The 24,706-nt window shown below is 63.5% G+C and carries 22 protein-coding genes and 1 pseudogene; 15 read left to right on the top strand and 8 right to left on the bottom strand.

The window, feature by feature from the left end; translation table 11 throughout:
* Positions 1-52: 52 nt before the first annotated feature.
* The 5 genes and pseudogenes from DBV08_RS05445 to DBV08_RS05465 all read right to left on the bottom strand — a co-directional run bounded on the left by DBV08_RS05445 (position 53) and on the right by DBV08_RS05465 (position 5,814).
* Positions 53-1,738 (bottom strand): cytosine permease, encoded by a 1,686-nt coding sequence (locus DBV08_RS05445; protein WP_095973497.1) that lies wholly within the window; start codon positions 1,736-1,738, stop codon positions 53-55.
* A gap of 135 nt (positions 1,739-1,873) precedes the next feature.
* The gene (locus tag DBV08_RS05450) at positions 1,874-2,929 is read right to left on the bottom strand and encodes an AAA family ATPase (RefSeq protein WP_124566759.1); all 1,056 of its coding nucleotides are present in this window, start codon (positions 2,927-2,929) and stop codon (positions 1,874-1,876) included.
* A 10-nt stretch (positions 2,930-2,939) separates the two neighbouring features.
* Entirely contained in the window at positions 2,940-3,977 is a 1,038-nt protein-coding gene (locus DBV08_RS05455) for an aliphatic amidase (RefSeq protein ID WP_095973499.1), read from the bottom strand.
* A gap of 26 nt (positions 3,978-4,003) precedes the next feature.
* Positions 4,004-4,624, bottom strand: a complete 621-nt coding sequence (locus DBV08_RS05460) for an AmiS/UreI family transporter (protein WP_124566760.1) — start codon at positions 4,622-4,624, stop codon at positions 4,004-4,006.
* Positions 4,625-4,733: 109 nt separating this feature from the next.
* Positions 4,734-5,814, bottom strand: a pseudogene (locus DBV08_RS05465) (substrate-binding domain-containing protein).
* Between the two features lie 107 nt (positions 5,815-5,921).
* On the opposite strand from DBV08_RS05465, the gene DBV08_RS05470 reads away from it, so the two are divergent.
* Positions 5,922-6,347: a MarR family transcriptional regulator gene (locus DBV08_RS05470; protein ID WP_041815521.1), complete on the top strand. Its 426-nt coding sequence runs from the start codon at positions 5,922-5,924 to the stop codon at positions 6,345-6,347.
* 37 nt (positions 6,348-6,384) lie between these two features.
* On the opposite strand, the gene acs is transcribed toward DBV08_RS05470, so the two are convergent.
* Positions 6,385-8,316, bottom strand: coding sequence for an acetate--CoA ligase (acs, locus tag DBV08_RS05475; protein ID WP_124566761.1), 1,932 nt, complete (start codon positions 8,314-8,316; stop codon positions 6,385-6,387).
* A gap of 364 nt (positions 8,317-8,680) precedes the next feature.
* Between acs and DBV08_RS05480 the strand changes: the two genes are divergently transcribed.
* The 5 genes from DBV08_RS05480 (at position 8,681) to DBV08_RS05500 (ending at position 14,834) form a co-directional block, all read left to right on the top strand.
* Entirely contained in the window at positions 8,681-10,297 is a 1,617-nt protein-coding gene (locus tag DBV08_RS05480) for an ABC transporter substrate-binding protein (RefSeq protein WP_095973516.1), read from the top strand.
* Positions 10,298-10,422: 125 nt separating this feature from the next.
* Positions 10,423-11,349, top strand: coding sequence for an ABC transporter permease (locus DBV08_RS05485; protein ID WP_095973503.1), 927 nt, complete (start codon positions 10,423-10,425; stop codon positions 11,347-11,349).
* The gene (locus tag DBV08_RS05490; RefSeq protein ID WP_095973504.1) at positions 11,342-12,298 is read left to right on the top strand and encodes an ABC transporter permease; all 957 of its coding nucleotides are present in this window, start codon (positions 11,342-11,344) and stop codon (positions 12,296-12,298) included. The genes DBV08_RS05485 and DBV08_RS05490 overlap by 8 nt, the downstream gene beginning before the upstream one ends.
* Positions 12,299-12,303: 5 nt before the next feature.
* Complete coding sequence (locus tag DBV08_RS05495; protein ID WP_095973517.1) at positions 12,304-14,028, top strand: ABC transporter ATP-binding protein; 1,725 nt, start codon at positions 12,304-12,306, stop codon at positions 14,026-14,028.
* Positions 14,029-14,084: 56 nt separating this feature from the next.
* On the top strand, positions 14,085-14,834 hold the full coding sequence (locus DBV08_RS05500; protein ID WP_020905979.1) for a hypothetical protein: 750 nt from the start codon (positions 14,085-14,087) through the stop codon (positions 14,832-14,834).
* Between the two features lie 390 nt (positions 14,835-15,224).
* Here the strand turns inward: DBV08_RS05500 and DBV08_RS05505 are convergent, their stop codons facing one another.
* A complete protein-coding gene (locus DBV08_RS05505; protein ID WP_019746641.1) occupies positions 15,225-16,043 on the bottom strand; it encodes an HAD-IB family hydrolase in 819 nt (272 codons plus the stop codon).
* A gap of 312 nt (positions 16,044-16,355) precedes the next feature.
* Between DBV08_RS05505 and ssd the strand changes: the two genes are divergently transcribed.
* From ssd to DBV08_RS05540, 7 genes are all read left to right on the top strand, one after another.
* Positions 16,356-17,450: a septum site-determining protein Ssd gene (gene ssd / locus DBV08_RS05510; protein WP_124566762.1), complete on the top strand. Its 1,095-nt coding sequence runs from the start codon at positions 16,356-16,358 to the stop codon at positions 17,448-17,450.
* Complete coding sequence (locus DBV08_RS05515; protein ID WP_124566763.1) at positions 17,447-18,628, top strand: TadA family conjugal transfer-associated ATPase; 1,182 nt, start codon at positions 17,447-17,449, stop codon at positions 18,626-18,628. The genes ssd and DBV08_RS05515 overlap by 4 nt, the downstream gene beginning before the upstream one ends.
* A complete protein-coding gene (locus DBV08_RS05520) occupies positions 18,625-19,413 on the top strand; it encodes a type II secretion system F family protein (protein ID WP_124566764.1) in 789 nt (262 codons plus the stop codon). The genes DBV08_RS05515 and DBV08_RS05520 overlap by 4 nt, the downstream gene beginning before the upstream one ends.
* Positions 19,410-19,994: a type II secretion system F family protein gene (locus tag DBV08_RS05525; protein ID WP_124566765.1), complete on the top strand. Its 585-nt coding sequence runs from the start codon at positions 19,410-19,412 to the stop codon at positions 19,992-19,994. Before DBV08_RS05520 ends, DBV08_RS05525 begins: the two co-directional genes overlap by 4 nt.
* Positions 19,995-20,059: 65 nt before the next feature.
* Positions 20,060-20,263 carry a DUF4244 domain-containing protein gene (locus DBV08_RS05530; RefSeq protein ID WP_124566766.1) on the top strand — a complete coding sequence of 68 codons (204 nt, stop codon included), beginning with the start codon at positions 20,060-20,062 and terminating at the stop codon, positions 20,261-20,263.
* Positions 20,263-20,622 (top strand): TadE family type IV pilus minor pilin, encoded by a 360-nt coding sequence (locus DBV08_RS05535; protein ID WP_124566767.1) that lies wholly within the window; start codon positions 20,263-20,265, stop codon positions 20,620-20,622. The genes DBV08_RS05530 and DBV08_RS05535 overlap by 1 nt, the downstream gene beginning before the upstream one ends.
* Complete coding sequence (locus DBV08_RS05540) at positions 20,619-20,969, top strand: Rv3654c family TadE-like protein (protein ID WP_124566768.1); 351 nt, start codon at positions 20,619-20,621, stop codon at positions 20,967-20,969. Before DBV08_RS05535 ends, DBV08_RS05540 begins: the two co-directional genes overlap by 4 nt.
* A 7-nt stretch (positions 20,970-20,976) precedes the next feature.
* On the opposite strand, the gene DBV08_RS05545 is transcribed toward DBV08_RS05540, so the two are convergent.
* On the bottom strand, positions 20,977-23,265 hold the full coding sequence (locus DBV08_RS05545; RefSeq protein ID WP_124566785.1) for a DEAD/DEAH box helicase: 2,289 nt from the start codon (positions 23,263-23,265) through the stop codon (positions 20,977-20,979).
* A 456-nt stretch (positions 23,266-23,721) separates the two neighbouring features.
* Between DBV08_RS05545 and DBV08_RS05550 the strand changes: the two genes are divergently transcribed.
* Positions 23,722-23,925, top strand: a complete 204-nt coding sequence (locus tag DBV08_RS05550) for a cold-shock protein (RefSeq protein WP_003946117.1) — start codon at positions 23,722-23,724, stop codon at positions 23,923-23,925.
* Positions 23,926-24,109: 184 nt separating this feature from the next.
* Complete coding sequence (locus DBV08_RS05555; protein WP_003946106.1) at positions 24,110-24,694, top strand: hypothetical protein; 585 nt, start codon at positions 24,110-24,112, stop codon at positions 24,692-24,694.
* Positions 24,695-24,706 lie beyond the last annotated feature (12 nt).

The raw sequence follows: 24,706 nt of genomic DNA on the forward strand, positions 1-24,706 counted from the left end.
TGCTGTGCGCCTTTATCAACCCCCGGCGGTTAATAAAGGCGCACAGCAGTTGTCAGGGAAGCTGAGCCGGCAGGACGTGCTCACCGGTCTTGTCGGTGCTCAAGGCCAAGGAGCTGATGTACTGCTTCTCGCCGTTCGGGCCGGGAACGTTCGACGCGAGCATGTCGGGACGCTCGAACTCGATTCCGCTGACGCAGCACAAAAGCGTTTCACCGGAGGGGTTTCCGTACTCGTCGAACATCGGCAGATCGATGCCGTCGTCGGTGCGTCGTAGGTAGTACTTGCCCTTGGTGGCGACGGCGAGGACCGGCGGCATCACCAGCGCGATGACGATCGCGACGATCGGGGAGAACGGCTTGATCGTCGAACCGAAAGCACCGAAGAACACCAGGATCGAAACTCCTGCAGCCAGCAGCATCGACACGAAGCCGACGGGGTTGACGTCGTAGAGCATCCCGCGTCGGAACTCGGGGACCTTCGGGGAGAGCTTCAACCAGTACTTGTTGATCGCGATGTCAGAGGCGACGACCACGACCCAGGCGATACCGCAGTTGGCGTAGAAGCCCAGGATCGTGTTGAGGAAGTCGAACATGTTGGCTTCCATCAAGATCAGTGCGATCGCCAGGTTGACCAGTACGAAGATCATGCGTCCCGGGTAGGTCTTGGTGACGCGGGTGTACGAGTTGGTCCAAGCCAGTGAGCCGGAGTACGCGTTGGTGACGTTGATCTTGATCTGGCTGATGACCACGAGGATCACGGCAAGGGTCATGGCCAGCCAGTGCGGCATCATGTCCTGGTAGATCTCGAGGAACTGGTGCACGGGTTGGTTGGCGATCGAGGAACCGTCGACGACGTTCGCGATGATGTACACGGCGAGGAACAGTCCGACGATCTGCTTGAACGCGCCGAAGATGACCCAGCCGGGCCCGGCGAGAATTACTGCAGCCCACCAACGACGGGTGTTCTCCGGTGTCTTGGGCGGCATGAAGCGCAAGTAATCGATCTGCTCGGCGATCTGCGCGATCAGCGACAGGCAGACACCCGCGGCCAACATCACCGAACCGAAGTTGACACCCTTGCCGTTTGCGCCGTCCTCACCGCCGAAGGCGAAGAACGCGCTCACCGAATCAGGGTGCTTGAACAGCAGATACAGGAACGGCAGCACCATCATGACGAGCCACAACGGCGTCGTCCACACTTGGAGTTTTGCCAGGGCCTTCATGCCGTAGATGACCAGTGGGATGACCATCAGCGTCGAGACCGCGTATCCGATCGACAGTGGAATCCCGAGCCCCAGTTTCAAACCCTGGGCCATGATGGAACCTTCGAGGGCGAAGAAGATGAAGGTGAACGTCGCAAAGATGACGTTGGTGACGACCGAGCCGTAGTAGCCGAAACCGCTTCCGCGCGTGATCAAATCGAGGTCGATGTTGTATCGCGCAGCGTAGTAGGCGAGCGGGAAGCCGGTGGCCATGATGACCACGGCAAAGACTGCAATGCCCAGAAGTGCGTTGCCGGTACCGTACGAGATGCCGATGTTGGCGCCGATCGAGAAGTCCGCGAGATACGCGATTCCACCGAGTGCGGACGTCGCGACGACTCCGGTTCCCCATTTGCGGTAGCTGCGTGGCGCGAATCGGAGGGTGTAGTCCTCCAGCGTCTCCTTCAGTGCGGTGTTCTGACCGGGATTCGCCTGGTCCGGTGCGACTGCGGACACCTGCTCGTTCACTGCTGTCATGACGTCACTTCCCCTGGGTGCCTGTGCATGTGCACTTTGTGGTGCAGGCACCCAACCTAGGGAGGTGGCGTTACGCGGACATGTTTGAAATGTGTCGCCCACGTTGCGGATTCGATCCGCAACGTGAGCGAGCACTCATGGGGCTTTCTTTACCTGTATCTGATCACCAACTGCCCGGGCCTGCAAGGCGAGTGGCTGTGTCCCGACCGGTCGTAGGTCGAGAACGGCGCCGGCCACCGGGTCGGCCAGGACGTTCCGGATGGTCCGACGCAGACCGCGTGCGCCGTACACCGGATCGAATCCGCGTCGTTGCAGGAGAGCGACGGCGCTGTCGTCCACCTCGACGTCGATGCCTCTCCGGGCCAGCCGAGTCGTGATCAGGTCGATCTCGAGCCGGGTCACCTGTTCCGCGGTCTGGTCGTCGAACTCGTCGAGGATCACGGTTTCGTCGATGCGGTTGAAGAACTCGGGGTCGAAGAACTTCTCCAACGCGCGTTGGACGAGGTGATGGCCATGGCGTGGTCGATCGATCCGGACGCGATCGGCGAGCTGCCGCAGGTGTGACCGTCGACGTTCCGCCACCGCGGCCGAACCGAGATTCGAGGTCAGGAACACGTAGCTGTTGCGGAACGAGATCTTCTGCTGACCGTTCGCCAACCTGAGTTCGCCGTTGTCGAGGACCTGCAGTAGCGCACGCAGCACGGTGGGGTCCGCCTTCTCCACTTCGTCGAACAGGACGATTCCGGGGGTGTACGGATCGCCCTCGACGGTGTTCTTGTCGAACAGTGTGAAGGACTCCTTGCTGCCGGCGTATCCGGGCGGAGCCCCGGAAAACGACGCCGCATAATGCTCTTGCGCCAGAGCATTCATGTCGATGCGGCACAGATCGTCGGGCCCCGACCGCAGTTCCGCGGCCACGCGCCGCACCAACTCCGTCTTGCCGACGCCGGTGGGGCCGACCAGAAGGATGTTGGCGAGTGGACGCGTCGGATCCGTGGCACCGACATGCGCGATCGAAATCGCACGAACCACGGCGTCGACGGCGGCCTGTTGTCCGACGATCTTGGAACTCAGGGCTTTCGAGAGCCTCCGCGCGTCGAAGGCCCCGACCGGTACGGGTTCGGACCGTTCCTCGGCCGGTGGTGCTGCTGCACTGTTCCGGTCGTGGAGCATGTCGGTGATATACGGCACAGCAGGATCCTTACGCTTCGACGGTCTTCTCGACCGGGAGATTTCCGACGCGGCAATCCGCGACGCCCACGGTGTCTCGTGTGATGGCCTCGACGCGTTCCTGAGCCTTCTGCGCATCGGTGACCCACAGCTTGTAGAACTCGAACGGGCAGTCCGCGACGCCCTTGTCTCCGTCGCCGGCTGCGTGGACTCCGGAGTAGCCCCGGTGGAGGAGCTTGAAGATGTGGTTCTGGGATTGGTCGTTCTCGCGTGCATCACGAATGGCCGAGACGGACAGCTGCGCGTACTGGATTCCGTATTCCTCCTCGCCGGTCTCACCCAGCGTTCGACCGTCGAATCCGATGATCGCGGAGTGCCCGAAGTAGGAGTAGACGCCATCGAATCCGGCCGCATTGGCAACTGCCACATAACAATTGTTGGCCCAGGCCATTGCCTTGGACATCATCACCTGCTGGTCCTTGGCCGGGTACATGTATCCCTGGCAGCGGACGATCAGCTCGGCGCCCTTCATTGCGCAGTCGCGCCAGATCTCCGGGTAGTTGCCGTCGTCGCAGATGATGAGCGAGATCTTCAGACCCTTCGGTCCTTCCGTGACATACGTCGTGTCTCCCGGGTACCACCCTTCGATGGGGCACCAGGGCAGGATCTTTCGGTACCTCTGAACGATTTCGCCCTTGTTGTCGATGAGGATCAACGTGTTGTACGGGGGCTTGTTCGGATGGTCCTCGTGCTGTTCACCGGTGATGGAGAAGATCCCCCACGTGTCGGCTTCGCGGCACGCGGCGGAGAAGATCGCGGTCTCGTCGCCCGGGATGGTGGCCGCAGTCGCGTACATCTCCTCCTCGTTGTACATGATTCCCTGAGTGGAGTATTCGGGAAAGACCACCAGGTCCATTCCGGGGAGGCCGGTCTTCATGCCGATCATCATGTCGGCGATCTTGCGCGCGTTCTCGAGGACGCCGGCGCGATCGTGCAGGCGGGGCATCTTGTAGTTGACGACCGCTACGCCGACTGTGTCGTTGCTCGAGGAGATGTCACCGTGTCGCATTGTCTTTCACTCCTTGGTTGTGTGGATCAGTTGAAGACTGGACGGGGTTGGGGTACTGCAGCTTTGGGTGCGGCAAGGATCTTGGCAAGCCCCAGGAGAACCAGAAGTGCTCCGGCCCAGCCGGCGGCGACCGCTGGCGTGGTGTGGAAGTTGCCGGTCAGGATCAGGAAGGCAGGAACCGTGCAGGTGGGCTGGCTCAGAAGGATCGCGGCCCAGCCGGTGAAACGGCTGAGGTTTTCGCGGCCGAGGCCGAGTACCAGGAAGAACAGCGTCCACAGCGCAGCCCAGGCGAGCCAGATGACTCCGAACACCGGGTCGTTGCTCACCGTGAACGAAAGGAAGGAATACGCGAGTGCGGCGCACGCGACGAACAGCGAGAACCACCCGATTCCTTCCGGTTCGAAGCCGGCGAGATTGCTGATTCCCACGTAGAGATAGGTGAAGCCGAACAGGTAGAGCCCCGAGGCCGCCAGGACGGTGCTCGAATCTCCCTGCGCCTGAATCAACATGACGGTGGGGACGACGCATTGAAGTGCGCCGACGAAGAGGTTGAGAACCGAGGCGGATCGAACGGGAACCGTGCCGAGCAGCATCAGTCCGTTGACGAAGAGGACGGCTCCCACGTAAAGCAAACCAACACTGCCCATCGGGCACCTCCGGTTACTTCGGGACGGGTTACTTTCAAATGAAATGATTCCAAATGAAACTAAGTGATGCGCGCCACAGAAGTCAAGAGGTGGATCTCAGGAGGAGATTTCAGAGCGTTGCGATGATCGAGAAGTCGAGTCCGTCGGCGACGGCGAGCTGAATCTTCTGTCGTGCAACACGATCACGAAACTCGACGGTTCCGCGAGGCCCGTCGTATGCGGCGCCTTCGACGACGGCGTCGAGGTCGTGTGGACGTGTGCTGTCGGCGCGTCGTACCAGGGCCGAAAGGGTGTGTATCCCTTCGTAACACGACTCGGCGGCGTTGTTCAATGCTGGGGCGTGCGCGCCGTGCAGCGCCACGTAGCGCCCGAGTAGATCCATCGAGTTGCCGTCGACCATCGAGCGGAAGTACGCGGCGGAGGCAAACAGGTTTCGGGTCGCTCTCGGCCCGCTCGCGAGCAGCATGTTCTCTTCCATCAACGGGCTGAACCGAATCATCGACTCGTCGAGGCCGCGGCGGGCGAAGGCGCGGTTGAAGTCGACGGCGTCCTGCCCGACGAGGAGCATGATCACGCCGTCGCACCCGGAGTTGGAGACGGTCTCGACCAGCTGTTTCATGTTGCCGCGCCCCCAGATCGACGAACGAACCGCCGACCAGGGTGAGATCGAGTTCGGTGGCGAATTGCCTCACGGCCCCGAGTGAGCTGTGGGGCCAGATGTAGTCGTCACCCACGACGAACCACTTGCGCGCTCCGACGTTGTCGCGCAGCCACTTCAGTGCCGGTGCGATCTGCTGTCTCGGGGTTTCGCCCGAACAGTAGATGCCGGACCTTTCCTCGCCGCCCTCGTAGAGCGAGGTGTACGAGTACGGAATGCGGCCCGCGACCACTGGCGCGAGTGCGTGGCGGACCGAGGAGATGTGCCAACCGCTGACGGCGTCGATGGCGCCTGCGTCCAGTAGCTGTTGCACGCGGGCGGCGACGGCGTTCGGCGTCGCGCCGCCGTCGATCACTTCGATCTGCACTTCGCGTCCCAGTACGCCACCGGAGTTGTTGAGGTCGAGGGCGGCCAGCTCGCTGATTGCTTCGCAGGAGGGGCCGAACAGTCCGGCCGGCCCTTGGAGGGGAACCACCATGCCCAGGCGCCATACCGCGCTGCGCGCGCGTTCGAGCGCGCTCGTAGCGCTCATGCGTCGCCGCCGGAATCGGAAGTCAGCGGCCTGGCCTGGGTTACTATCATTTCATTTGAAAGTATTGCCCGAGAAGTGTGAACTACGCAACAGCGGGGGAGCGATCAGTGGGAAAAAGTGACTCCGGAATTCTTGATGCGTCGCTGACGACCGCGCTGGTCCGAGCAGCCCGAATGGCCGCGGCGGCGGCGGAGAAGACGCTGGCCGCAGAGAATCTCACTCTCGATCACTGGATGACGCTCGAAGCCTTGGCGTCGACCGAGGGGCTGACGATGGCTGAGCTGCGCGATCGAACGGGAACACCGGCTCCGACGCTGACGCGAGTTGCGGACAAGTTGGTCTCGCTTGCGCTGATCTATCGCGAGGTCGGTGAGGACGATCGCCGGAAGGTGCGCGTGTTTCTCTCCTCGCGCGGAAAATCTCTGCACAAGCGGGTTGCCGCAGATATTCGCGTGGCCGAGGAGTCCTGGCTGACGTCGAAAGAGGAAGTGAAGTTGCGAGAGGGGCTCCGCCCCTGTGCGCCCTTCCGGTAGTGGGGACTACCAAAAAGGCGCACGGGGGCCGAAGGCCTTACTTGCCGCGGATTGCGTCGAATACCTTGGGGTCGACCAGGGTTGAGGTGTCTCCGAGGTCGCGGCCTTCGGCGACGTCGCGCAGGAGGCGGCGCATGATTTTGCCGGATCGGGTTTTCGGCAGTTCCGGCACGATCGTGATCTGACGTGGTTTGGCGATGGGGCTGATGTCGGTGGAGACCTGCGCCTTGAGCTCGGCGATGAGGACGTCGCCGGTGTTTTCGACGCCTTCGCGCAGGATGACGAACGCGACGATGCCTTGTCCGGTGGTCTCGTCGGCGGCGCCGACGACGGCGGCTTCTGCGACGCCGTGGTGGTTGACCAGTGCTGATTCCACTTCGGAGGTGGAGATGCGGTGGCCGGAGACGTTCATGACGTCGTCGACGCGGCCGAGGACCCAGAGTGCGCCGTCGTCGTCGTATTTGGCGCCGTCACCGGCGAAGTACCAGCCTTCTTCGGCGTAGCGGGACCAGTAGGTGTCGCGGTAGCGGTCCATGTCGCCCCAGATGCCGCGCAGCATCGCCGGCCACGGTTCGTCGAGGACGAGGTAGCCGTTGCCGCCGGGGCCGAGGGGTTTGGCGTCGTCGTCGACGATCTTCGCGGAGATGCCGGGCAGGGGTGCCATGGCGGATCCGGGTTTGGTGGCGGTGATACCGGGGAGTGGGGAGATCATGATCGCTCCGGTTTCGGTCTGCCACCAGGTGTCGACGATGGGTGCTTTGTTGCCGCCGATGACCTCGCGGAACCAGCGCCACGCTTCGGGGTTGATGGGCTCGCCGACGGAGCCGAGGAGGCGGATCGAGGTCAGGTCGTGGGCGTCGGGGATCTCGCGGCCCCACTTCATGAAGGTGCGCACGAGGGTGGGTGCGGTGTAGTAGATGGAGACGCCGTACTTTTCGATGATGTCGAAGTGGCGGTGCTCGTTCGGGGAGTTGGGGGTGCCTTCGTAGACGACCTGGGTGACGCCGTTGGAGAGGGGGCCGTAGACGATGTAGGAGTGTCCGGTGACCCAGCCGATGTCGGCGGTGCACCAGTAGACGTCTTGTCCGGCTTTGTGATCGAAGACGTTGTGGTGGGTGTAGGAGGCTTGGGTGAGGTAGCCGCCGGAGGTGTGGATGATGCCCTTGGGTTTTCCGGTGGTGCCGGAGGTGTAGAGGATGAACAGGGGATGTTCGGCGTCGAAGGCCTGCGCCTCGTGCTCGGGTGAGGCTTGTGCGACGGTTTCGTGCCACCACAGGTCGCGGCCGTCGGTCCAGTCGACGTCGATGCCGGTCCGGTTGACCACCAACACGTTCTGGACGGAGTCGGCGCCGTCGACGGATTCGTCGACCGCTGTTTTGATGGGTGCTGCGGCGCCGCGTCGCCACTGGCCGTCGACGGTGACGACGAGTTTGGCTTGGGCGTCGTCGATGCGTGAGCGTAGGGCGGTGGCGGAGAATCCGGCGAAGACGACCGAGTGGGTCAGTCCGAGGCGGGCGCAGGCGAGCATGGTGACGATCGCTTCGGGGATCATCGGCATGTAGATTGCGACGCGGTCACCGGCGACGAGGCCGAGGTCGGTGAAAGTGTTTGCGGCGCGGCTGACTTCGGCGAGGAGGTCGTTGTAGGTCAGATCGCGGGAATCGCCGGGTTCGCCTTCGAATGCAATGGCGACGCGGTCGCCGTTGCCGGCGAGGACGTGGCGGTCGACGCAGTTGTAGGCGACGTTGAGTTTTCCGCCGACGAACCACTTGGCGACGGGGGCGTCGGTCCAGTCGAGGACGTCGGTCCATTTCTCGTGCCAGTGAAGGCGCTGCGCCTGATTCGCCCAGAAAGCGAGGCGGTCGGTATCTGCGGCAGCCTGCAACTCCGGTCCCGCGTTGGCGGCCGCAGCGAACTCTGCGCTCGGCGGATATGCCTGGGGGACGTCTGTTTCGGCTGCGCTTGTCATGGCTGACGGCCTTCTTTCCACATTGATCGACACTTTTCTGACTCCGTGTGAGGGTAGTCACAAGCTCGCTCAAACGCACCGTTGCATCACGTTGCAACCCGTTGTCCTGCGACGATCGGTCGAATCGATGCGACGGGTGGTCGCTTCCGCCGACGAATGAATGTGCCCGAATTCGATTACCCCCAATTTTCCAACAATGGGTGCGGTGCGCGCTTCGAGCTCGATGTGTCTATTGTCAAACCATTATTCGACCGCAACTCGAAGTCACGTTCACTTTCAGTTGTAGGCGACACGACGCCGGCAGTTACGGCTGTCGGCAGGCCGCGAGCATGCTCGGGGTCACTTAGATGTGGAAGGAATTCCTTTGCGTATCTCACGCATAGCGACCGGCGCGGTCGCGCTCGGAATGACGGCAGTGCTGATCACGGCATGTTCGTCCGGCGATTCGTCGGGCGGATCGTCCAGTGGCGTCGTCAACGCCTGGGCGGGCGAGCCTCAGAACCCGTTGATCCCCACGAACACGAGTGAGAACATGGGCGGCCGCGTCCTCGACTCGCTGTTCTCCGGTCTCGTTTCGTACACCGCAGACGGCGGTACGGAGAACGAGGTTGCCGAGTCCATCGAGAGCACCGACGGTCAGAACTTCACCGTCAAGCTCAAGGACGGCTGGACCTTCACGGACGGCACCCCCGTCACCGCGAAGTCGTTCGTCGACGCGTGGAACTACGGCGCTCTCTCCACCAACGCTCAGCTCCAGGCTTCGTTCTTCGACCCGATCAAGGGCTACGACGAAGTTGCCGCCGAGGTTCCGACGGCACAGACCATGTCGGGTCTGAAGGTCGTGGACGATTCCACCTTCACCATCGAACTCAAGCAGCCCGAGTCGGCGTTCCCCGATCGCCTCGGCTTCACGGCGTACTACCCGCTGCCCGAGGTCGCGTTCAAGGACATGACCGCCTTCGGTGAGAACCCGATCGGCAACGGCCCGTACAAGCTCGACGGAACCGGCGCGTGGCAGCACAACGTCCGCATCGACACCGTCGTCAACCCGGACTACAACGGCAACCGTAAGCCGAAGAACGCCGGCGTCGACTTCATCATGTACAACAGCCTGGACACGGCGTACACCGATCTCCTGGCCAACAACGTCGACGTTCTCGACCAGGTTCCGCCGAGCGCCGTCACGACCTTCGAGTCGGACCTGCCCGGACGCACCGTCAACCAGCCGTCGGCAACCATCGAGACGTTCACGATCCCGGGTCGCCTGCCGCACTTCAGCGGCGAAGAGGGCATGCTCCGCCGTCAGGCGATCTCGATGGCGATCAACCGCGATCAGATCACCCAGCAGATCTTCAACAAGACCAGGACGCCTGCACTCGACTTCACCAGCCCCGCAATCAAGGGCTGGAACGACTCGCTGACCGGCAACGGCAACCTGAAGTTCGATCCCGAGGCAGCCAAGGCCGCTTGGGCGAAGGCCGACGCGATCGCTCCGTGGACCGGTAGCTTCGAGATCGCGTACAACTCGGACGGCGGACACCAGGAATGGGTCGACGCCACGGCGAACAGCATCCGCAACACCCTCGGCATCGACGCGAAGGGCAAGCAGTACGCCACCTTCGCTCAGATCCGCACCGAAGCCACCAACCGCACCATCCAGAGCTCCTTCCGCTCCGGCTGGCAGGGTGACTACCCGCAGCAGTACGGCTTCCTGGCGCAGAACTACCAGACCGGCGGCAGCTCCAACGACGGTGAGTACTCCAACCCCGAGTTCGACCGCCTCCTGCGCGAATCGGCCGGCCAGACCGATCAGGCCAAGGCTCAGGAACTGCTCGATCAGGCTCAGGAAGTCCTGCTCAAGGACCTGCCCGCAGTTCCGACGTGGTACCGCAACGCTGCCAGTGGATGGTCGGAGAACGTCTCCAACGTGACCATCAGCTGGAACGGTGTTCCGGTCTACGAAGACATCGAAAAGAACTGACGCGTAGAACGATCCGCATCTGAAACGTGAGTTCGGGGCGGCAGGCGCCCTGCCTGCCGTCCCGAACTCGTGTTCACACCGGACTGTCCGCTGACGTACACGATCATCGACAAGGAGGTGATCCGATGCTCTGGTACATCGGTCGCCGAGTGCTTCAAATGATCCCGGTTTTTCTCGGGGCCACTCTTCTGATCTACGCCATGGTCTTCCTGCTTCCCGGTGATCCGATTGCCGCGTTGGCGGGCGACAAGGCGCTCAGTCCGGCTGTTGCACAGCAGCTTCGGGAGCGCTACCACCTCGACCTCCCCTTCTATCAGCAGTACCTGCTGTACCTGAAGGGCATCTTCACGCTGGACTTCGGCACGTCGTTCTCCGGACGACCTGTCAGTGAAGTTCTGGCACAGGCATTTCCGATCACGATGAAACTTGCCTTCATGGCACTGATCGTCGAGACGGTCTTCGGTGTCGGCTTCGGCCTCATCGCCGGCCTGCGTAAGGGCGGATTCTTCGACAGCACCGTCCTGCTGTTCAGCCTCGTTCTCATCGCCATCCCGATCTTCGTGATCGGCTTCCTGGCTCAGTTCTTCATCGGCGTCAAATGGGGCATCGTCCCGCCGACGGTCGGTGGCAACACCAGTTTCACGAATCTCCTTCTCCCGGCACTGGTTCTCGGCTCGGTCTCGTTCGCGTACGTTCTGCGACTGACCCGAACGTCCGTGGCGGAGAATCTGACTGCCGATTACGTGCGCACCGCTACCGCCAAGGGACTTTCCCGCGGACGAGTGGTTCGCGTGCACGTGTTGCGCAACTCGCTGATCCCAGTGGTCACGTTCCTGGGTGCCGACCTCGCGACGTTGATGGGCGGCGCCATCGTCACCGAGGGCATCTTCAACATCAACGGCGTCGGCGGCACGATCTACCAGGCGGTGACCAGAGGTGAAGCGCCGACGGTGGTTTCGTTCGTCACCATCCTGATCGTGATCTACCTGATCGCGAATCTGCTCGTCGACCTCTTGTACGCCGCGCTCGATCCGAGGATCCGCTATGTCTGAGACCGTGAAGACCGGACGCGTAGTCCGGCAAAGCCATTTCGTGGCGCCGCCCGAAGTTGCGGCACCGGGGGAGACGGACGCCGTCAAACTCGATCAGGCGCCGACGAGCATGTGGACCGACGCGTGGCGCGACCTACGCAAGCGTCCCCTGTTCATCATCTCGACGATCATCATCCTCGCGGTCATTGTCATCGCAGCGTTTCCGAGCTTGTTCACGAGCACCGATCCGCGGTTCTGCGACCTGACCTACAGCATGCAGGGGCCGACCTCAGGGCACTGGTTCGGTTTCGACCGCCAGGGCTGTGACGTGTACTCGCGCACCATCTACGGTGCTCGCGCCTCCGTACTCGTGGGCGTCGGTGTCACGGCGTCGGTGCTGGTGATCGGCGTGATCTTCGGTGCGCTGTCCGGTTTCTACGGCGGATGGACCGATTCGATCCTCTCCCGTGTCGCCGACATCTTCTTCGGCATCCCGCTGATCCTGGCTGCCATCGTCCTGATGCAGCTCTTCACCGATCGCACGATCTGGACTGTCGTCGGCGTCCTGGCGCTCTTCGGCTGGCCGCAGATGGCAAGAATTGCTCGCGGCGCGGTGATCTCGGCGAAGAACAACGATTACGTCATGGCTTCGGAGGCATTGGGTGTCTCGAAGCTCAAGACACTGATCCGCCACGTCATCCCGAATTCGTTGGCGCCCATCATCGTGGTGGCCACCATCTCGCTCGGTACGTACATCGTTGCCGAGGCGACGCTGTCCTTCCTCGGTATCGGTCTTCCGTCCACCGAGGTTTCGTGGGGTGGAGACATCAGTAACGCTCAGGTGACACTGCGTCAGGGTTCGACCATTCTGTTCTACCCGGCAACGGCTCTGGCGATCACCGTTCTCGGATTCATCATGATGGGTGACGCTCTGCGCGACGCCCTCGATCCCAAGTCGCGGAAGCGGTGAGCACGATGACCACCAAGGAAACTCTCACCTCGGAGGAAACTCCGTTGCTCGAGATTCGTGATCTCGAGGTGTCTTTCCAGTCCAATTCCGGTCCGGTTCCGGCAGTTCGAGGCGTCAGCCTGACCGTGTACCCGGGTCAGACGGTCGCGATCGTCGGCGAATCGGGTTCGGGTAAGTCCACTACCGCGCACTCGATCATCAATCTGCTGCCCGGCACCGGCAAGGTGACGGCAGGCGAGATCATCTTCGACGGCAAGGACATCTCGAAGGTTTCGGAGAAGGACTTCGTCCACATCCGGGGCAGCCAGATCGGTTTGGTTCCGCAGGACCCGATGTCGAATCTGAATCCCGTGTGGAAAGTGGGCTTCCAGATCGAGGAAGCACTGGCTGCCAACGGGATCGCCAAGGGCAAGGCCGCCAAGGTTCGCGCCGCCGAACTGCTCGAGGAGGCAGGTCTCGCCGAAGCCGAGAGCCGGTTGGGGCAGTACCCGCACGAGTTCTCGGGCGGTATGCGTCAGCGCGCACTCATCGCGATCGGGTTGTCCGCTCGTCCGAAGCTCCTGATCGCGGACGAGCCGACGTCGGCGCTCGACGTCACCGTCCAGCGTCAGATCCTCGACCACCTCGACGGTCTGACAACGGAACTCGGCACCGCGGTTCTGCTCATCACGCACGATCTGGGCTTGGCTGCCGAGCGTGCCGAGCATCTGATCGTGATGAGCAAGGGTCGTATCGTCGAATCCGGTCCGGCACTGGAGATCCTGAAGCGTCCGCAGCATCCGTACACACAGAAGCTGGTTGCCGCTGCGCCGTCGTTGGCGTCGAAGCGCCTCAGCTCGTCGGTGGCGCGAGCCGAGATTCGCGAACAGGCGGAAGAGGTAGCCGAAGCGGTCAAGGCCGAGGAAAGTGCGGCAGAGTCCTTCGGCAAGGCGACCGACGACGTTCTTGTCGTCGATCATCTGACCAAGGTGTTCAAGCTGCGCAAGGGTTTCCGCAAGACCACCGACTTCACAGCCGTGAACGACGTGTCTTTCAAGGTCCGCCGCGGAACCACGACGGCGATCGTCGGTGAATCGGGTTCCGGTAAGTCGACGGTCGCGCAGATGGTTCTCGGCTTGCTCGAGCCCACCGCAGGCAACGTGGTCTTCGACGGCCAGGACGTGGCGAAACTCGGCGCGAAGGAAACCTTTGCGTTCCGTCGCCGAGTGCAGCCGATCTTCCAGAACCCTTACGGCACGCTCGACCCGATGTACTCGATCTACCGCACGATCGAAGAGCCGCTGCGTACCCACAAGGTCGGGACCAAAGCCGAACGTGAGGCTCGCGTCCGCGAACTTCTCGACAAGGTCGGTCTGCCCCAGTCGGTCATGCGACGGTTCCCGAACGAGCTCTCCGGCGGACAGCGTCAGCGCGTCGCAATTGCGCGAGCGTTGGCACTGCAACCGGAGGTCGTGATCTGCGACGAGGCGGTCTCCGCTCTCGACGTGCTCGTGCAGGATCAGATCTTGACCCTGCTCAACGACCTGCAGGCAGAGTTCGGGTTGACGTACCTCTTCATCACGCACGACCTGGCCGTGGTTCGTCAGATCGCTGACAACGTGTTGGTGATGTCGCGTGGCTCGATCGTCGAATCGGCACCGATCGACGACGTGTTCGGAAATCCGCAACAGGACTACACCCGCAAGTTGCTCGATGCGATTCCCGGCGGTTCCATCACGCTGGGAAGCTGAGGCAACAGGTAGGTAGGCAAGTCCGCAGAGGGGCTGCAAGGGTACCGTCGTTGATCGTGACGGACCCCTTGCAGCCCCTCGTCGATCTTCCAGGTGTACGCGCCGCTGCCGATCATGCGCGCGACGCTTTGGGGGAGGTTCATCGGCACAAGACCAACCGTCGCGGTTGGCCCACCACTGCCGCCGAAGCCGCGGTTCGCGCAGCGCGAGCCTCCGCGTCTCTGGCGGGTGGCACTACGGAATTGCCGGCCGAGGGCATGGCCGGTGATCCGATTCTCGCGGGTGCTCTGCGCGTGGCTCAGGCACTGGACGGCGACAGTCTTCCGCTCATGGAGTCGACGTGGAAGCGCGCCCCCTTGCAGGCTTTGGCCCGGCTGCACCTGCTGGCCGCGGCGGACCTCGTCGAGGACGCGGATCAACTGGGGCGGCCACGATCGGATCGCGGAGTGGGGGAGCGGTTGGACGCTCTCGCGCAACTCGTGACAGGCGGAACCAGTGCGCCGGCTCCGGTTCTGGCGGCCGTTGTACACGGAGAACTCTTGGCGCTGAGCCCGTTCGGCACGGCTGACGGCATCGTCGCCCGTGCGGCCTCGCGTCTGGTTGCGGTCTCGTCCGGGTTGGATCCGCACAATCTAGGAGTACCCGAGGTCAGTTGGCTTCGGCGGCCGCAGGCGTACACGGACGGCGCGGCTGGATTCGCTTCGGGAAATCCGGCGGGCGTCGGCAGCTGGGTGATTCTGTGCTGCGGCGCTCTCGAAGCCGGTGCGCGAGAAGCGACTTCGATCGCCGACGCGGCGACTGGATAATCTGCACCAGAGCGAGGCTGGAACATAACGAACGGGCGGCGCTGCCGATAAATCGACTTCGCCGCCCGTCAGCACGGACTACTCGTTACCAAGCGTGCTCGGTGGGTTGTGTGGGTGGCCTCGGCGAGGGATCACACTTTCTGAGGTCGTCCCCGCAACCGGTGCGGGGTCCTCGCTCAAATTGAACGAATCTCGCAGGCCCACAACGCTTCTGCCCTTATAGTGGCTTGTGCTCCGCGTGGGTGCCCTAGCGCCCGTGCTAGGAATTTCGGTTGGGGAAACGGTCCTTCTCTTCCGAGCCGTTCCTGGCCTTCCGTTCTTCCGTAACTCCTTTGTACCCTGTGTCCGGGCTCACAGCAAGTACCAATTTTTGTTTGTGGGCATTGGATTTCAGCGTTTCCGACGCAGTAGCCCGAAGGTCATGGCGCCGGCCACCAAAGCTGCGATTCCCACCGCTGCAGTTGTGGCCACCGTCGTCGTGGACTGCGCCGACAATCGCGCGCGAAGCGAGACTGGGTTCGAGAAAGTCAGTATGGGCCAACCGTTTACGGCCGCTTCCTTACGCAATGCACGATCGGGGTTGACTGCGGTGGGATGTCCGACTGCCTCGAGCATGGGCAAATCGGTCACCGAGTCGGAGTAGGCGTAACTGGCGGCGAGGTCGTAGCCGTATTCCGCGGCGAGTTTTTCCATCGCCTCGACCTTGCCCGGGCCGTAGCAGTAGAAGTCGACCTCGCCGGTGTAATGGCCGTCTTCTTCCCTCATCGACGTTGCCACGGAATGGGTGGCGCCGAGGGCTCGGGCGATCGGCGCGACGATTTCCTCGCCCGATGCCGACACCACGATGACGTCGTGTCCACGCAGCTTGTGATCTGCGATCAGATCGGCCGCCTCGGCGAAGACGAGTGGGTCGACGATGTCGTGCAGAGTCTCCGCGACGATGGCCTTCACCTGTTCCACGTCCCAACCCGCGCACATGGCCGTCAGGTGCTCGCGCATGCGCTCCATCTGATCGTGATCGGCGCCGGACAGCAGAAACAGGAATTGTGCATAGCTGCTCTTGAGAACCGAGCGTCGATTGATCAGACCCTGGGCGAAGAAGGGCTTACTGAACGCCAGGGTGCTCGACTTCGCGATGATCGTTTTGTCCAAATCGAAGAAAGCGGCTGTCCGCCCGGTATTCAGTCCGTTCGCAGGCTTGTCGGTCACAGGAACGAGGATAGTCCGACAGGCGGTTCGTGTGCTCCTCGGCAAGCGTCCTCTTGCGGCGAAAAACAGCAGTTCAGTGCAGCTCAGGCTTGCGTTTCTCGCCAATGTCGGGTGTAAGATCGTTGCTGTTCGATTCGTTCGAACTAGTTCAGCCCGACCCCCCGGGGCTGAACTCAGACGACCCCCGCCTCCTCCCCCCATTGGCGGGGGTCGTTCTCTGTCTCAGGCCCGTTTCTCCACAACTTCGTAGTTGTCCACAGGCTCTCTCGACCCACTGTTTTCGGTACTCGCGCTCGTTCAGGCTCTGCAGTCATGAACACGACGATCAACTCTCCGGAAGCCGGGGCTCACATTCTGGTTCTCGTCGACGACGCGAAGGTCCTCGCGAGCGTGCGACGGGTCGCTGCGGCGGTGGACCGCCGTCTGGACGAGGCCGAGCATCCCGTGTCCCGACAACAGTGGAACCGGGCCTCGGCGGTCGTATTGGACGCGTCGGCTGCGCAAGATGCTGTGGCTCGTTCCCCCAAACGGACGCGAGTGTTCCTCGTCTGCGACGGCACACCGACCGTCGACGACTGGAAGTGCGCCACCGCGATCGGAGCCGACAGCGTTCTGTCCTTGCCGGACGAAGAGAACGCGCTGGTCGCAGTTCTGGCCGACCACATCGACGTGAGTGGTGACGGCACCGTCGTGAGCGTGGTGGGTGGCTGTGGTGGCGGGGGAGCCTCGGTAACAGCTGCGGCTGTCGCGTTGACGTCGGCGGCACGTCACGTCCCGACGCTACTGGTGGACGTCGACGCACTCGGCTCGGGCGTCGACGTGCTGTTGGGTATCGAGACGACCCCCGGATTGCGTTGGGGTGCACTGACCGTCGAGGGCGGGCGGCTGGCCCCGGATGCGCTGCGCGATGCACTGCCCGCAAAGGGGAAGTTCCTGAGGGTTCTGGCGAGCAGTCGCCGCGAGATCGACGGTCCGTCGGTGACCGCCGTTCGCGCTGTGCTGGACGCAGGCCGCAGTTCCGGCGGACTGGTGGTGTGCGACGTGCCACGTCATCCTAGCGAGGTAGGTCAGGCAGTGTTGGAGATGTCGGATTCGGTCCTCGTGGTGGTTCCGGCCACCGTGGCTGCGTGCGTCGCTGCCGAGAAGGTCGGAGCCTGGGTGGTCCGACACAACTCCAACGTCGGGCTCGTCGTGCGTGGGCCGGCGCCGGGAGGCTTACGCGGTGCCGATGTGGCAGACATGCTCGGGCTGCCCCTGACGGCCGTGATGCGCGGCCACCGCTCGCTGGCACCGACGCTCGAGCGTGGTGGCCTCGAATTGACCCGTGGTTGTCCGCTGAGTGCGGTGGCAACAGCGGTACTCGACGCCGTCGAATCCGGCGCACGCCCGCGCAGGGCTGCAGCATGAGTGCGTTGGTCACGACGGAACTGCTCGACCGAGTTCGCGAGCGGCTGACGGCGTCGTCGGTCGCCGAGCCGACGGCGGCCACCGTTGCCGACGCCGTGCGAGCCGAGTCCTCCGGCGTTCTGGCGGACACGGATCTGTTGGAGGTCGTCAGGGTGCTCCAGACGGAACTGACAGGCGCAGGGCCGCTCGAACCACTGCTGCACGAACCCGGTGTCGCCGACGTACTGGTGACAGCGCCGGATCAGGTCTGGGTGGACCGCGGGGTCGGCCTCGAAAGGTCGGGGGTCCGGTTCACCGACGAGGCAGCTGTGCGTCGGCTGGCGCAGCGGTTGGCACTGTCGGCAGGTCGACGCCTCGACGACGCCCAACCGTGGGTCGACGGCCGACTGCGGGGCGTCGGCGACGGGCACTTCGGGGTACGACTTCATGCCGTGCTCGCACCGGTGGCCCAGGGCGGAACCTGCGTGTCACTGAGAGTGCTGCGGCCCGCAACCCAGGGTCTCGACGCGCTGTGTGCTCACGGCGCCGTGGAACCGGACGCCCGCGAACTCCTCGATGACATCATCTCTTCTCGCTTGGCCTTCCTGGTGATCGGCGGGACCGGCGCGGGAAAGACCACGTTGTTGTCCGCCATGCTCGGCGCGGTCGACCCTCGCGAGCGAATCGTCTGTGTCGAGGACGCGGCCGAACTAGCGCCGCCGCACCCGCACGTCGTCCGCCTCGTCGCCAGAGCTCCCAACGTCGAGGGTGTCGGAGAGGTGACGGTGCGCGATCTGGTTCGGCAGGCGCTACGGATGCGTCCCGATCGCATCGTCGTCGGTGAGGTCCGCGGCGCAGAGGTGACGGATCTGCTCACGGCGATGAACACCGGCCACGACGGCGGCGCCGGCACCGTTCACGCCAATTCGCCCGAAGAGGTGCCGGCCAGACTCGAGGCGTTGGCTGCGCTCGGCGGCATGGATCGCCACGCGTTGCACAGTCAACTTGCCGCGGCGGTTCAAGTGATCCTGCACGTGCACCGGTTGGCCGACGGATCGAGGCGTCTCGAACAGATCGGCGTCATCGACCGCGGTGCGGACGGATACGTACAAATCATGCAGGCATGGCCGGACGGCGGTTCGGGTCGTGAGCGGCTCGAGCGGATGTTCCGGCTTCGCAATCGGGAGGACGGGACGTGACAGTCTCCCTCTTGGCCTTCGCGTTGGCGGTCTCGATTGCGCCGGTGCGGGATTCACGTGCTCGGCTCGCTACGTACGCCCCGAGCGTCCGCAAGCCCTCCCGGCAGATTCCGTGGCAGTTCGTCGCCGCATTTCTCGCGATTTCGGCAACGTGGGTTCTCGGAGGTCTTCCGGCAGGGTTCGCGGCGGTCGTCCTCGGCGGAACTCTGATCTTTCGTAGGCGACGCGCGAAGGCGGCCGAAAACCGGGAACTCTCACAGAAGATGCTGCTCTCCGGTCTGGAGGTGCTGATCGCCGAGCTGAGCGTCGGTGCGCATCCTGCAGCGGCCAGTTCTGTTGCAGGCGAGGAATGTACCGGCGAAGTGAGCGCGGTGTTCCGGTCCGCTGGGGCCAGGGCACGTCTCGGGGGTTCTGCCGCAGCGGCCTTCGCGGTACCGGATTCGTGCATCGAGAGAGAGTTCTTCCGCATCGGATCCGTCTGGCGGGTCGCAGACCAACACGGTCTGGCTCTGGCTGAACTACTCGGAGCCGTCCGGACGGACATGTTGGGACGTAGACGCTTTCGTCAGCGCACCGAGGCCGGGTTGGCGGGCGCGCGGGCGACCGCTGCGGTGCTGGCTTTTCTACCGCTGCTGGGGGTCGGCCTCGGACAGTTGATGGGTGCGTCGCCTCTGCGCGTGCTGTTCGGCGGTGGGCTCGGCGGTGTGCTACTCGTGATCGGAACTGCCTGTGTCTCAGCTGGTCTGCTCTGGACCGATCGGATCACCGCGAAGGTGGCGTCGTGACCTGGATGTCGGTGGCGGTGATGGCGTTGTCGCTCGCGATCATTCCCACTCGGCGCGGCGCTTCGACCAGAGCAGCGGGGATTCTGGTCGCAGACACAACAACAGAAGTTTCGGGTTCGGTGCCTGGCAAGCCGGATCCACTCGCAGTTGCCGCAAGTCTCGACCTACTCGGGGCCTGCCTGCGAGCGGGGCTTCCAGTCTCCGCCGCGATCACAGCGATGGCGTCGACCGCGCCGAAACCGATGGCCGACTCGCTTCGCCGCGTCGCCGACCTCCTCGCGCTCGGTGCAGATCCCGACACCGCGTGGAGCGAAGCCGCTCTCGATCCCGATACCGAGGCGCTCGCCAGAATGGCTCGGCGTTCCGCCCGTTCGGGTTCGTCGCTGTCCGCGTCCATGGCCGAACTTGCCGAGCGTAGTCGAGGTGACGCCGAGGATCTGGCTGCTGCCGCGGCCGAACGCGCGGGAGTGTTGATCAGCGGTCCGCTCGGACTGTGTTTCCTGCCGGCCTTCATCGCCTTGGGCATTGTTCCGGTGGTGATCGGGCTTGCCACGACTGTGCTCGGTAACGGCCTGCTGTAAGCCGGATCCGTGTGAAAGCTCCTGCGGCAGAGGTGCTGCCGCAGGTTTCGATTGAAGGGGGAGAAATGATTTCGAAGACGCTCAGGACGGTGTCGGCCAGATTTGCGCTGTTGATAACGGAGGACGACGGCATGTCCACCGCGGAGTACGCGATCGGCACGATTGCGGCCGCCGCATTCGGTGCCGTCCTGTACACGGTTGTCACCGGCGACTCCATTGTCTCGGCACTGACAGGCATTATCGACAAGACGCTCAAGACAGCTGTGTGATGTTGTCCACGAGAGGTATTCGGCACGCCGACGACGGCGCCGTGACGGTGGAGGCCGCGATTGCTCTGGCTTCCATCGTCACGGTGGTCGTGCTGTGTATCGGTGGTGTCCTCGCGGTGTCGATGCAGGTTCGGTGTGTCGACGCCGCTCGTGAGGCCGCGCGGTTGGTGGCACGTGGTGATCGTGAGTCTGCGGTTGCCACGGCCCGTCGGATCGCACCCGAAGATGCGTCGATCTCGGTGGAGATCGTGGACGGCTTTGCCGTAGCCGTTGTCAGCGCCGAGAGTACGTTGCTGCCGTTGGTCGACATTTCTTCCGAGGCGGTGGCAGCTGTGGAGTCAGGGGTGGAAGAGGGGTGAACCTACGTGAGGACGAAGGTGTTGCCACGGTTCTGGCGTGCTGCGTTCTGGCAGCGATCGTGATGGTGACTGGTGGGATGTTGCATGTCGGGTCCGCGGTGGTGGCCCGGCACACGGCGCAATCGGCCGCTGATCTGTCGGCTCTCGGCGGCGCGGGCGCTTTGGACGGCGGTGACGACGCGGCGTGTGAGATGTCCGCGGCGATCGCGGAGCGTATGCGTACGGTGCTCGCGGAGTGTGAGGTGCAGGGGTGGGATGTAGTGGTCGAGATACGCGCACCGGTGTTGTTGTCGGGCTTCGGGATCAGTGATGCGCAGGCTTACGCCCGTGCGGGTCCGGTCGGCTGATCGCGTCTCAGCTGATCGTATCGATGACGGCGGTCAGAACCTTGACCGCGCCGTCTTTGTCGAGTGGGTCGTTTCCGTTGCCGCACTTGGGTGAATAGACGCAGGACGGGCATCCGTGAGCGCACTCGCAGGACAGTATGGCGTCGCGCGTCGCGGTGAGCCATCGTGACAGTTCGCTGTGCCCCCGGTCGGCGAACCCGGCGCCGCCGGCATGACCGTCGTAGACGAAGACCGTCGGGAGTCCGGTGTCCGCGTGCATCGCCGTCGATACTCCGCCGATGTCTCCGCGGTCGCAGATCGCCACCAGCGGCAGCAGACCGATCGCGGCATGTTCGGCGGCATGTAATGATCCGGGGAACCGCTCGGGCGGCACCCCGATGGATTCGAGCAGTTCCGGTGTGACCGTGTACATCACTGCCCTGGTGGGCAAAGTGTGTGCGGGCATGTCGAGTTCGATCGAGTCGAGGACTTCACCCGAAGTCAACCGTCGTAGGTACCCGACGACTTGATGTGTCACCTCGACCTGAACGAGAGCGACGGCGATGTCGCCGTAGTTCTTGTGCTCGAGTTGTTCGGTGATCGTGATTTCGGTGGTCTCGCGAGCCGAGGTGGTCCAGTCCGGATTCTCGGTGTGTACCAATGCGAGTCCGACGTCGAGGTCCAGTTCGTCGACGACGTAGGTCTCGCCTTGATGGATGTGCACGGCGCCGGGATGGACTGTTGCCGGTGCGCGGCCCGCGTCGACAGTGCCCAGCATCCGGCCGGATTCACCGTCGACAATGGCCACCTGAGTTCCGATACCGCCGCGAATGTCCAGAGAGCCGTGGGGGTTCGAATCGGCGGTGACGAACCATCCGTGCTTTCGGCGCCGGATCTTGCCTTCCTCCGACACTCTGGTGAGAACCTCGAGAGCGCCGAATGCGTCCACCTCGGCATCGGAGAGTGGGAGTTCCATTGCAGCACAGAGCAGTTGTGGGCCCAGGACGTACGGATTTCCGGGATCTGTCACCGTCGCCTCGACGGGTTTGTCCAGTACCGCCGACGGATGGTGAACGAGGTAGGTGTCGAGTGGATCGTCGCGTGCGATCAACACGACGAGTGAACCCTCGCCGCGTCGCCCCGAGCGACCGGCTTGCTGCCAGAACGAGGCGACGGTGCCCGGGAAGCCCGCCACGACAACGGCGTCGAGGCCCGCGATGTCGACGCCGAGCTCCAGTGCGTTGGTGGTGGCTGCGCCCAGCAGTGTGCCGTCGGCGAGTGCAGCTTCCAGTTCGCGACGGTCCTCGGCCAGATATCCGGCGCGATACGACGCGACTCGCTCGGCGAGGTCCGGGTCCACCTCGGCGAGTAGACGTTTGGCGGCCATCGCGGTCAGTTCGGCGCCGCGGCGGGAGCGGACGAAGGTGAGAGTACGGGCGCCTTCGATCATGAGGTCCGCCATGATCCGGGCTGCTTCCGCGCCCGCGGGACGTCGTACCGGGCTACCGTTTTCGCCGGTCAATGCCTCGAGTAGCGGCGGCTCCCACAGTGCGACGGTGCGTGGGCCGTGCGGCGATCCGTCTTCCGTGACCTCGGTGCAGTGTGCGCCTATGAGCCGCGAGGCCGCCGCGCCGGGATCTGCTGTGGTCGCGCTGGCCAGGATGAAGGTAGGTTCGGCGCCGTAACGGGCTGCAATTCTGCGTAGTCGCCGGATCACGAGCGCGACGTTGGACCCGAAGACTCCCCTGTAGGAGTGGCATTCGTCGATGATCACGTATTTCAGGTTGCGGAAGAAGTGCGCCCATCGCTGATGGGTGCGGAGCAGCGAAATGTGGATCATGTCGGGGTTGGTGAAGAGCCAGCGTGAGTTCTCGCGTGCCCAGGTGCGGAGTTCCTGCGAGGTGTCGCCGTCGTACGCACTGGCGTTCGTGCTGCGAAGTTCGACGTCGAAGTCGGTGAGGGACAGCACTGCTCGCAGTTGATCCGAGCCCAGCGCTTTGGTGGGAGAGAGGTACAGGGCAGTTGCGAGCGGATCGGTCGCCATGGCCGTCAGCACCGGGAGTTGGTATGCCAGTGACTTACCCGACGCCGTTCCGGTGGCCACGACCACGTGTTTTCCCTCGTACGCGAGGTCGGCGGCCTCACTCTGGTGGATCCACGGGGACCGCACGCTGTGCTCCGCGAGCGCGCGGACGACGCTGGGGTGCACCCACTCCGGCCATTCGGTGAACTCGGCTACGCGAGCAGGCAACTGCGCGGTGAACATCAGTGGTTTTTCGCTTCCACTGACCCCGGCGACGACGCGATCGAGCAGCATCTGCCCGTAGGTCTCGCCAGGCTTCCCTCCCGGGGCGGGGATCGGGGAAGGTGCGTTCACGTGACTCTCCGGGCTCGGCGTTGGGGTGTGGCGGCAATCGGAAACTGTCGCTACCTGCAGTTTTGATGATACGCAACGGCTGATGGTCTTGGTGGAACCGGGTGGTCGGCGCGCAAGCGGGAAACCACGATCGTGGGCTGTTTTTCTCGTAGCGAACTTTTAACGTTTTTAGTTCGCTTTTCGACTGTTGTGCACGCGGAGAACATGGTTGACTGACAATCGGTCGCAGCTTCTGTGTTCGTAGGCTTGAGAAAGTGCACGCTCGCAGGATCGTTGTTGCGGGCGCGGTGCTCTGCCTTTCCTGAGGGGGAAATAAAGACGTACAGCGGTCGGAACCGGCCCGGTGGACTGTAAGGGCTGTTCACCGAATCCGGTGTTAGAAAGAGAAGGAAAAGCATGGCACAGGGCACTGTGAAGTGGTTCAACGCTGAAAAGGGCTTCGGCTTCATCGCTCCCGAAGACGGTTCCGCAGACGTCTTCGTTCACTACTCCGAAATTCAGGGCAACGGCTTCCGTACCCTCGAGGAGAACCAGCGTGTGGAGTTCGAGGTCGGCCAGGGCACCAAGGGTCCCCAGGCTACCGGCGTTCGCGCGGTCTGATTTTTCCGCTCACTCGCTGAGCGATTAGTTCGGACAGTATTTGTCCCCCATCGCACCCGTGCGGTGGGGGACAAATCTTTTCGGGCTGATTCAGTACTTTCTCTGTCCGATGTAATACACGCAGCGGTTCGACCACGGCCGGTCGTCTATGCCGTCACTGCCTTCGTGGCTTACGTTTCACTCTGTGAGCCAACTGTCCTTTTTCTCTGCCGAGTCGATTCCACCTGCCGTGACGGACCTCGCCGGAATGCTGGCCGGACCAGGTCAGGTCGTGACCTCGGAGGACCGCGCCCGGATCTCGATCGTCGTGGATCGGGACTGGAGGGCGCAGGCCGTTGCGGAGTTGATCGCGCAGTGCGGACTCGGGGCCGAGGTGACGCGCAGCGAAGAAGGCAGCCCACTCGTCCGAACTCAGTCGACCCCCGCGCTCCTTCCGCTGTCCGTGCAGTGGACCAAGGGAGCAGTGAAGGCGGTGCCGGTCGGTTGGGTACCGAACTCCCGCCAACTCCGGGTGTGGGCCGTCGCGGCCGGCCGGCTCGAAGAAGGGGGCGAGCGATTCGTGTTCGGCCTCGACCCCCATGCCAAGGAGACGCACGCACCGCTCGCTCAGGCCTTGATGCGAGTGGGTATCGCGCCGACCCAACTGGGTAACCGGACACCGGGCCCGGGGCTCCGTGTGTCGGGAAAGAAGAGACTGACAAAGCTCGTCGAATACCTCGGTGAGGCGCCGAAACACGTCGACACTTCGGTCGCCTGGCCACACGTCTGACGGTGCTCATGC

Origin of the sequence: Rhodococcus sp. KBW08 (assembly GCF_003852455.1) — a bacterium.
Taxonomy (GTDB): domain Bacteria; phylum Actinomycetota; class Actinomycetes; order Mycobacteriales; family Mycobacteriaceae; genus Rhodococcus_F; species Rhodococcus_F baikonurensis.

What these genes read in the sequence shown, in the direction of transcription:
- DBV08_RS05495 (WP_095973517.1), top strand. Translation starts at nt 12,304, where the DNA reads ATGACCACCAAGGAAACTCTCACCTCGGAGGAAACTCCGTTGCTCGAG.
- DBV08_RS05545 (WP_124566785.1), bottom strand. Translation starts at nt 23,265, where the DNA reads ATGCTGCTCGATCGCGTCGTCGCCGGGGTCAGTGGAAGCGAAAAACCA.
- DBV08_RS05455 (WP_095973499.1), bottom strand. Translation starts at nt 3,977, where the DNA reads ATGCGACACGGTGACATCTCCTCGAGCAACGACACAGTCGGCGTAGCG.
- acs (WP_124566761.1), bottom strand. Translation starts at nt 8,316, where the DNA reads ATGACAAGCGCAGCCGAAACAGACGTCCCCCAGGCATATCCGCCGAGC.
- ssd (WP_124566762.1), top strand. Translation starts at nt 16,356, where the DNA reads ATGAACACGACGATCAACTCTCCGGAAGCCGGGGCTCACATTCTGGTT.
- DBV08_RS05535 (WP_124566767.1), top strand. Translation starts at nt 20,263, where the DNA reads ATGTTGTCCACGAGAGGTATTCGGCACGCCGACGACGGCGCCGTGACG.
- DBV08_RS05490 (WP_095973504.1), top strand. Translation starts at nt 11,342, where the DNA reads ATGTCTGAGACCGTGAAGACCGGACGCGTAGTCCGGCAAAGCCATTTC.
- DBV08_RS05550 (WP_003946117.1), top strand. Translation starts at nt 23,722, where the DNA reads ATGGCACAGGGCACTGTGAAGTGGTTCAACGCTGAAAAGGGCTTCGGC.
- DBV08_RS05445 (WP_095973497.1), bottom strand. Translation starts at nt 1,738, where the DNA reads ATGACAGCAGTGAACGAGCAGGTGTCCGCAGTCGCACCGGACCAGGCG.
- DBV08_RS05485 (WP_095973503.1), top strand. Translation starts at nt 10,423, where the DNA reads ATGCTCTGGTACATCGGTCGCCGAGTGCTTCAAATGATCCCGGTTTTT.
- DBV08_RS05460 (WP_124566760.1), bottom strand. Translation starts at nt 4,624, where the DNA reads ATGGGCAGTGTTGGTTTGCTTTACGTGGGAGCCGTCCTCTTCGTCAAC.
- DBV08_RS05530 (WP_124566766.1), top strand. Translation starts at nt 20,060, where the DNA reads ATGATTTCGAAGACGCTCAGGACGGTGTCGGCCAGATTTGCGCTGTTG.
- DBV08_RS05515 (WP_124566763.1), top strand. Translation starts at nt 17,447, where the DNA reads ATGAGTGCGTTGGTCACGACGGAACTGCTCGACCGAGTTCGCGAGCGG.